Origin of the sequence: Flavobacterium glaciei, assembly GCF_003350545.1 — a bacterium.
GTDB classification, from domain to species: Bacteria; Bacteroidota; Bacteroidia; order Flavobacteriales; family Flavobacteriaceae; genus Flavobacterium; species Flavobacterium glaciei.
Window position 1 is genome coordinate 41,952 of the sequence record NZ_QQBA01000017.1, and the last position, 8,213, is coordinate 50,164.

Annotated in this window: 11 protein-coding genes; 3 read left to right on the forward strand and 8 right to left on the reverse strand. The window is 33.5% G+C overall.

The genetic code is table 11. The annotated features are described in order from the left end of the window. Nucleotides 1–206: 206 nt before the first annotated feature. From DFR66_RS12540 to ruvC, 5 genes are all read right to left on the reverse strand, one after another. A complete protein-coding gene (locus tag DFR66_RS12540) occupies nt 207–572 on the reverse strand; it encodes an MmcQ/YjbR family DNA-binding protein (protein WP_114755181.1) in 366 nt (121 codons plus the stop codon). Between the two features lie 9 nt (nt 573–581). Continuing rightward, a complete protein-coding gene (locus DFR66_RS12545; protein WP_114755182.1) occupies nt 582–1,367 on the reverse strand; it encodes a cyclase family protein in 786 nt (261 codons plus the stop codon). Between the two features lie 92 nt (nt 1,368–1,459). After that, on the reverse strand, nt 1,460–2,614 hold the full coding sequence (hemW, locus tag DFR66_RS12550) for a radical SAM family heme chaperone HemW (RefSeq protein WP_114755183.1): 1,155 nt from the start codon (nt 2,612–2,614) through the stop codon (nt 1,460–1,462). 86 nt (nt 2,615–2,700) lie between these two features. Next, a complete protein-coding gene (locus DFR66_RS12555; protein WP_114755184.1) occupies nt 2,701–3,072 on the reverse strand; it encodes a four helix bundle protein in 372 nt (123 codons plus the stop codon). 105 nt (nt 3,073–3,177) lie between these two features. Beyond that, on the reverse strand, nt 3,178–3,732 hold the full coding sequence (gene ruvC / locus DFR66_RS12560) for a crossover junction endodeoxyribonuclease RuvC (RefSeq protein WP_114755185.1): 555 nt from the start codon (nt 3,730–3,732) through the stop codon (nt 3,178–3,180). Between the two features lie 165 nt (nt 3,733–3,897). Between ruvC and DFR66_RS12565 the strand changes: the two genes are divergently transcribed. Both DFR66_RS12565 and DFR66_RS12570 read left to right on the forward strand, forming a co-directional pair. Beyond that, on the forward strand, nt 3,898–4,860 hold the full coding sequence (locus tag DFR66_RS12565; RefSeq protein ID WP_114755186.1) for a lysylphosphatidylglycerol synthase domain-containing protein: 963 nt from the start codon (nt 3,898–3,900) through the stop codon (nt 4,858–4,860). 3 nt (nt 4,861–4,863) lie between these two features. Then, nucleotides 4,864–5,973, forward strand: coding sequence for a glycosyltransferase family 2 protein (locus DFR66_RS12570; protein WP_114755187.1), 1,110 nt, complete (start codon nt 4,864–4,866; stop codon nt 5,971–5,973). On the opposite strand, the gene DFR66_RS12575 is transcribed toward DFR66_RS12570, so the two are convergent. From DFR66_RS12575 to DFR66_RS12585, 3 genes are read right to left on the reverse strand one after another with little or no spacing between them, the layout of a single operon-like run. Then, entirely contained in the window at nt 5,966–6,679 is a 714-nt protein-coding gene (locus DFR66_RS12575) for a DUF4184 family protein (RefSeq protein WP_114755188.1), read from the reverse strand. The genes DFR66_RS12570 and DFR66_RS12575 overlap by 8 nt on opposite strands. 3 nt (nt 6,680–6,682) lie before the next feature. Then, on the reverse strand, nt 6,683–7,159 hold the full coding sequence (locus tag DFR66_RS12580) for a hypothetical protein (protein ID WP_114755194.1): 477 nt from the start codon (nt 7,157–7,159) through the stop codon (nt 6,683–6,685). A 42-nt stretch (nt 7,160–7,201) separates the two neighbouring features. Then, nucleotides 7,202–7,591 carry a hypothetical protein gene (locus tag DFR66_RS12585; RefSeq protein WP_114755189.1) on the reverse strand — a complete coding sequence of 130 codons (390 nt, stop codon included), beginning with the start codon at nt 7,589–7,591 and terminating at the stop codon, nt 7,202–7,204. Between the two features lie 51 nt (nt 7,592–7,642). Between DFR66_RS12585 and DFR66_RS12590 the strand changes: the two genes are divergently transcribed. Then, on the forward strand, nt 7,643–8,131 hold the full coding sequence (locus DFR66_RS12590; protein ID WP_114755190.1) for a DUF456 domain-containing protein: 489 nt from the start codon (nt 7,643–7,645) through the stop codon (nt 8,129–8,131). Nucleotides 8,132–8,213 lie beyond the last annotated feature (82 nt).

Below are 8,213 nucleotides of genomic sequence, written 5' to 3' on the forward strand. Positions count from 1 at the left end.
TTACAGTGTATTTATCAAAAATCAAAAATAAATTTAAAATACAGAATGACAAGGTATTTTCGTTGGAGTTAAATTAAGTGTCGACAGTTGCAAAAAAAGTATCGACGAATGGTTTTTATTGTTTTAGATACTAAATCTAAAAAATAAATTTGTTAAACTTATAAGTTGAACTCAGCAATAAACAAAATGTCTGTTTTTTTTGAAAACTATTCTGACACTACATTATTTTGAATTTTTTTGGTCAAACTTATGAAAACCAACTCATAAGAATGATCAATCAGCTCTCTAATTAAATTGTCTGAAACGGATTCATTTACAGCAATTGTATTCCAATGGGTTTTACTCATGTGAAAACCAGGTTGAATGTCATCGTATTCCGCTCGTAATTCCTCGGCACGCTCCGGATCACATTTTAAATTGACTGACGGTTGCCCTTTCTCCCACTGACTTAAAGACGATAGCGCAAACATTTTTCCGCCTACTTTAAAAACTAAAGTATCTTCATCAAAAGGAAAATGTTCCGTCACCCCTTTCTTAGACAAGCAATATTCGTAGTACGTTTCTAAATTCATTTTTTAAAATTATTTTGATTCCTCATTTAAAATAGCATACAAAACAGGCTTACTCGGACTCGCGTCATTCTCAAAAGATGCGATTTGTAAATTCAGCAAATAAGTGCCGTCTTTCACTTCATCCGACACAAAAATCATTTCGGTAATCGTACAGTCTAATCGTGCATCAGCATTCAGATTGTTGACATCGGTAACATTCCAAAAAGCCTTGTGCGCCAATAATTTTCCATCATCTTTTTCTTTATCTACACTTGGCAAATCAATCAATAAATGTTTAATCCCGCTTTCGCGAATGAAACGCGCAGCTTCTTCAGAAAGATATGGCGGATTGGTATTCGAATATTTCAAAGATTTTTTTATTTTAAAATTAGGAAGTGTTCTAATGATTAGCGCTTCTCTTGGAAGACCTAATTTCAGTGTCACATCGAGCGCAGTTGAGATGCTTTCTAACGTGATTACCAAATCTTCTCCTTGCAGTTCCGGAACAACCGAAATCAATTCAGCCAAAAAGAAAAACTGTTTCAACGATTGATTAATGCTATAAAATTCCCGTGTAATATGCCCTAGACATTCAGTATGAGTTCCGTGCCCATGTGGATTAAAGAAAATATTATTAAAGTTTGTCGAAGATTTCCCTTCCGAAACTTTCCCTATCCAGTCCCCAAAAACTACAGGTTCAATTACTGGTTTATCAATATACCAAGCAATTGGATTCTCATCTGTATTCGTTAATGGAATCGAAATATCAATGGGTTTTGATAGGTCGACTTTAAAGTTATCAATAGTTGCAATCATAATTATTTAACCACAAAGGGCACTAAGATTATCACCAAGATCACAAAGCATAGTGGGCTTATCGCCTTCTTTGTGTTCTTAGTGGTTATATGTTATTCCAAATTTAAGTAAAACAAATCACTTGCAATTCCATCCGTCAAAAACTTTCCTTTTGGTGTTGGCTTCAAGATATTATTTTCAATAAAAACTAAATCATCACTAAGGAATTTTTGAGCCTGTTTGTTCAAATATTCTAAATATTCACTTCCAAATTCGGTGTTAATTCTATCCAAAGAAACGCCCCAAATCGTTCGCAAACCCGTCATAATATATTCGTTGTAACGGTCAGCTGTCGTAAGAATTTCAGTTTCGTTAGGCAGTTTATTTTCTTGAATAGATTTTATATATAGCGAATTATTCGAAACATTCCAACTTCTGGAAATGCCATCATAACTGTGTGCAGAAGGTCCAATTCCAATGTATTTTTTCCCCAACCAATACGCCGAATTATTCTTGGAAAAATAGTTTTCTTTGCCAAAATTTGATAATTCATAGTGAATAAAATCATTGGCTTCAAGCGTTTCTACCAAAATAGCAAAATGCTCTTGCGCGACTTCATCTTTAGGAGCAGCAATTTTTCCCGTTTGAATCAGTTTATTCAAAGCGGTTTTAGGCTCTACCGTTAAAGCGTAACTCGAAATATGCGGGATCCCAAAAGACAGCGCTGTTTCAATATTTTGTTTCCATTTCTCATTACTCATTCTGGGAATTCCGTATATCAAATCGAGGGAAATATTGTCGAAATACTTTGTGGCTTCTTCTAAACATTTTTTGGCTTCCGCCGAATTATGAGCTCTATTCATCAGTTGCAAATCGTCTTCAAAAAACGATTGAATCCCTATGCTTAAACGATTAATTTTACTTTTTGACAATTCGATTATTCGTTCGCTTGACAAATCATCCGGATTGGCTTCCAGAGTGATTTCGGGATTTTCAATCACTGCATAATTACTGTAAACCGTCTCAATCAAAAAATTAATTTCTTCAGAAGTCAAGACACTTGGCGTTCCTCCACCAAAATAAATAGTTTCAATTTTATTGTCACTTCGAGCGCTGTCGAGAAACGAAAACTCACTTTTACGCATCTGAATTTCTTTGGCAATAGCCAAAACCATTTCTTCTTTCTTCTTCATAGAAGTCGAAAAATGAAAGTCGCAGTAATGACACGCCTGCTTGCAAAAAGGGATATGGATGTAGATTCCGCTCATTTATTAGTGGTTAGTTATAATAAAGTGGTCAGTGGTCAGATTTTTAGTGTTCAGTCTTGAGAAAGTATATATATTTTAAATAATGATCACTCCTTTTTAACTCCAAATTTTTCAGGATTCAATATCATATAATTTACAAGTTTTCCGATTTCTAAACTTTCAGAAATAAATTCCTGATAAATAGCTTCAGAAATATATTTACAAGAAACGGCAAACTCTAACCAAACTTGCGTTTCTGAATTTTCTCCATCAGAATCAGTCAACTTACTATAAAAATGTTTTGGATAAGTCCTCTTTCTATATGCTTCAGCAATAGTTGCAGGAACACTTCTTGAAGAGCGCCGAATTTGATCTGTCAATGAATAGGTTTCTTCCTTTGGGAATGATTTTGTTATTTCAAAAACCTTCATTGCTAATGCGAACGATTTTTTATAGGCTAATAAATCTTGGAATCTCATATGATACATTTTAAAAAACGGAATACTCTAACTTAATTAAAATTACTGAAAACTGACTAATCATACTTGCCCAACGCAACTGAACACTAAAATACTGAACACTGATCACTTTTTTATTCGTTCCTCGTTTTGTTTCACAAAAGCATCCCAACCTGTATAACTTTTGGCACCAACCACTTTTCCAGAATTGAAAAAATGACAAACTGCGGCTGCTAATCCATCTGTGGAATCCAGATTTTTAGGTAATTCTTTCAATCCTAATAATTGCTGTAGCATTTTGGCAACTTGCTCTTTACTAGCATTTCCGTTTCCAGTAATCGCCATTTTTATTTTTTTGGGTTCGTATTCCGTGATAGGAATATCTCTAGAAAGTCCTGCCGCCATGGCCACTCCTTGCGCTCGACCCAACTTTAGCATCGATTGTACGTTTTTACCAAAAAAAGGCGCTTCGATAGCAATTTCATCTGGATGGTGCGTATCAATTAACTCAATCGTACGTTCGAAAATAATTTTCAATTTCTGATAATGATTGTCATACTTAGACAATTGCAATTCATTCAATTGCAAAAACTCCATTTTTTTATTGACAATTTTTATCAATCCAAAACCCATAATTGTGGTTCCAGGGTCAATTCCTAATATGATGCGCTCGTTTGCCAATACTTTTTAATTTAACTTCTTTGTAGTTACACGAAGATGCTCTATAGAACCACCGAGATTCACTAAGCTTGCAATCCTCCTAATATTTTTTTTTGAATCTTCGCGAATTCTTTGTGAATCTCTGTGGAATAGCTTTTTCACAATAGTTTTCCTTTACTTTGCACAATGATTTCAATTCCACACAAAACTAAGCAATTCCTCGTACTTCTAATCAAAGTTTTGATTGTGGCCGGTGCGTTTTATTTTATTTACAATCAATTGGCCAATAACGACAAGTTGGATTGGCAAAAATTCATTATTTTATTTCAAAAAAATCAATCTATTATCGGAATCGCGTTTATTTTGTTATTGAGTGTTTTGAATCGGTTTTTTGAAATATTAAAATGGCAAAACTTAGTAGAATTTATCCATAAAATATCTTTGGGAGAAGCAACAAAACAAGTTCTTGGCGCATTAACTGCGGGACTTTTTACGCCGAATGGAGTTGGAGAATATGCCGGAAAAGCGTTGTTTTTTGATAAATCAAATACTAAAAAAGTCATTTTCTTGAACCTGATTTGCAACGGAATCCAAATGATACTGACCGTTATTTTTGGAATTTTCGGTTTGTTGTATTTTAATGCACTGTACAATGTGATTACCACAAAAACGGTAGTAGTGCTTTTTGGATTTTTAATTCTCCTATTTGTAGTTTTATTTTCGATTAAAAAAATTACCATCAAAGGCTACTCTATCGAAAAACTGCTTCATAAGATTAATGAAATACCAAAACCCATTCATCAAAAAAACATCTTTTTAGGAATCTGTCGCTATATCGTTTTCTCGCACCAATACTATTTTTTATTTCTGGCTTTTGATGTCGACTTGCCATATTTCACCTTGATTGCAACCATTTCGTCTGTTTATTTTTTAGCGTCTTCCTTGCCTACTTTTCAGTTTTTAGACTTTGCCGTAAAAGGAAGTGTCGCCGTTTATTTCTTTGGGATTTTAGGTGTAAACGAATGGATTGTGATTTTCATTTCGACTTTGATGTGGTTTTTGAATGTGGTTTTACCAGTGATTATTGGCACTTACTATGTGTTGAATTTTAAAATTATTTCCCAAGTAGCGGGAAATAAAACGCCATAAAATATGATCATTACATTTGTTTTAAGCCTCATAATCCTCCTTTATTGCTTAGCGATAATTGCACTGATTTATGGTTTTACCAAAATCAATTCAATTGAATGTTCGGGTTTAAAGCCAAAAACAAAATTCTCTATTATCGTTCCTTTCCGCAATGAGGCTGAAAATCTACCTGTTTTATTAGAAAGTTTATCAAAGTTGAATTATCCGATGGAATTGTTCGAAGTGATTTTGGTCGATGATGAATCTAAAGAAGTGTTCAGTGTTCAGTGCTCAGTGTTCAGTGTTCGGATAATAGAGAACGTTCGGGTTTCGAATTCACCCAAAAAAGATGCTATAGTAACTGCGATGCAATTTATAAATACAGACTGGATTATCACCACCGATGCCGATTGTGTAGTCAATGCAAATTGGTTATTAACCTTGGATAATTACATTCAGCTGCACGATGTTGCGATGATTGCAGGAGCGGTAACGTATGATTGCGGCAATTCATTTCTGCATCATTTCCAGCAGTTGGATTTGGCTAGTTTGCAGGGTGCAACCATTGGGAGTTTTGGAATCAACAAAGGTTTCATGTGCAATGGTGCTAATTTTGCGTATACCAAATCCTTTTTTAATGAGCTCAATGGTTTTGAAGGAAACGATGAAATCGCCAGCGGCGACGATGTTTTCCTTTTGCAAAAAGCAATTGCAAAATCCCCTGAAAAAGTCCATTATTTGAAATCCCAAAACAATATTGTTGTCACAAAACCATTGAATGATTGGAAATCATTATTCCATCAGCGCATCCGTTGGGCATCTAAAGCAAGTTCATATCAAAGCACTTTCGGGAAAGGATTGGGGCTGTTAGTTTTTGTAGGAAATCTGAGTTGGATCTTCCTCCTTGGTTCTTGGATCTTGGATTTAACTAGTTTTCAGAATGTCTTTTTATTATTTATTTTAAAATTTTCAGTTGACACCGTTTTAATTTACAAAACCAATCAATTTTTAACCAATACCAAAATACAGTATTTGATTTTAAGTAGTTTGTTTTATCCTTTTTTTAGCGTAAATGTGGCTTTGTATTCATTGTTTGGAAAATACGAATGGAAAGGGAGAAGCTTTACTAAATAGTTTTTTTATTTCTAAAAATCAATCCCGTCAGAGTAATTGCTAATATCGTGGGAGAAATAATACTCACTATTGAATTCCCAATTTGATTCAATTCTGTTCCAAAATAAAATCGGATAGCAATAAAAACCACTGAAAAAACAATGGACAAAGACCAATAATTGAAATTAATTATTTTGCTATTTTCGTTTGTTTCTGGTAGTTTATAAATATAAAATAAAATCCACAACAAGCCAATTATTGAACTTGCATGCTGTGCAATTTTGTAAAACGGTATTGAAAAAAATTTTAGATTAAAAAAGGGAATTTGTTGTACTATATATCCATCCCAATGCGTCATTGAATCCCATACTATATGTGAAACAGCTCCTAAAAAAAAGGATATCAAAACTACAAAAAATGCACTTTTAAAATAAACTACCCAATTGAACTCTTTTAAATCCTGCAACCTGTTTTGAAGAAAAGGTGGCGAATTTTCTATGAGAGGGCGTTTTATAATTTCATGAAAAGCAAACATAATTATAAAACCCAGAGGAAAATCAATTAGAAATATCCCTAAAAGCGTATGACTAATTTCGCTTTGCATTTTCATTCGGAAAAAATATTCCAAGTCAGGAGACATGGAGCCTACTATCAAAGCAGTAGCTGATAATTTATTATTTTTTAAAAATGGCAAAAGTATTGCTGGGTGTGAAAATGTAAATGGCATTATTTACTCGACTTTAAGAATTACAGGAAGTATAAATTGCGTTTTTACAGGAATACCACGCTTAATGGCTGGATTTATTTTAGGGAAATCAACCAAACGGGCTTTCAGAATACTGTCAATTTTGATTTTGTCATAAGCAACAGAATCTTTGGGAAATTGCGGCTCGAATTGCATTGTTGCATTTGGAAAAACAGTCACCTTAACTTCAATTGTATCTAGTTCAGGATAGAGAACGGAAAGCGTATCAACACTCAATTTTTCCTGAATCAGCTGTGTTAAAATTTCAAAAAAACACTGTTGGCGTTGCTTTTTATCTTCAATTTTTTCGCAATCTAATACTGATGGATATTCATCGACTTCTTTCCAATTGATGGATTTCAGTTCCTTTTGCAGTAATTCCTTTTCCGAAGGAATTTGCTTGTCAAAGTATTGACAGGAATTAAAAAAAATAAAGACTAAAAAGAGGAAATACTGCTTCAAGGTTTTGTTTTTGAATTGGAATAATAATCTATAAAAATACAATTATTTTTTTTGAGATGCTTTCGAAAGCAAATAATCTTCGTAGTTTTCAGCAAACCATTTCTTTTTGTTTTCGGCTGCAATTTCTTTTTGATCTGGATACAAAGCAGCCAATCGATCTGAAAAAATTGCAATCTGGATTGTGTATTTATAGAATTCTTCCTTTGTCAACACAATGTCTGGATTTGATTTTTTATCAAAAAACTCAAAAAAAAGAGCATCAAACTGTTTCAAAGAAAAATTTAATACTTTTACTCGATACTCGTTATAAATAGTTTCCTTTAAAAGCAGGTCGTTACTTTTTACATTTTTTTCTTGAGCATTTACGTCCCAAAAAGAAAATGTAAAAAAGAAGAAGATAGAAAATAGAGTTGTTAATTTAATCCGTATCATAAGCTAGTAAATGTTGCTTTTGTTTTTTTCAAAATTACTAAAAATAAATTTATGGATGTACTCCTTTTGATTCTTGGTTTTATTTGTGTTATCTTGGGTGTTTTTGGAAGTTTTTTACCGGTTTTGCCAGGACCTGGAATTAGTTGGGTTGGGTTAGCATTTCTTTATTTCACAAAGGCAGTTCCGGCTAACTATTGGGTTCTGGGGATTGCTCTTTTGATTACAGTTATTATTTCGGTTTTAGACTACGTGATTCCTGCAAAAGGAACCAAGAGATATGGCGGAAGCTCTTATGGTATCTGGGGAACTAATATCGGTTTAATCGTTGGGATTCTTGCTCCAGTTCCATTTGGGTTTATTATAGGTCCTTTTATTGGGGCATTCATAGGTGAACTCATTTATGACTTTAAAGACCATAATCGAGCTTTGAAAGCAGCTACAGGTTCCTTTGTAGGGTTTCTGGCCTCCAGTTTCATGAAATTTGTAATTTGTGTAATGTATCTGGGATTGTTTGTGTGGATTGTATGGGATCAAGTCTAAAAGTTGTGGGGAAATATTAAAATCTAGATATTTGTATTTCCAAATTATATACAAATGCAAGATTCTTTCGCCGACCTACTTA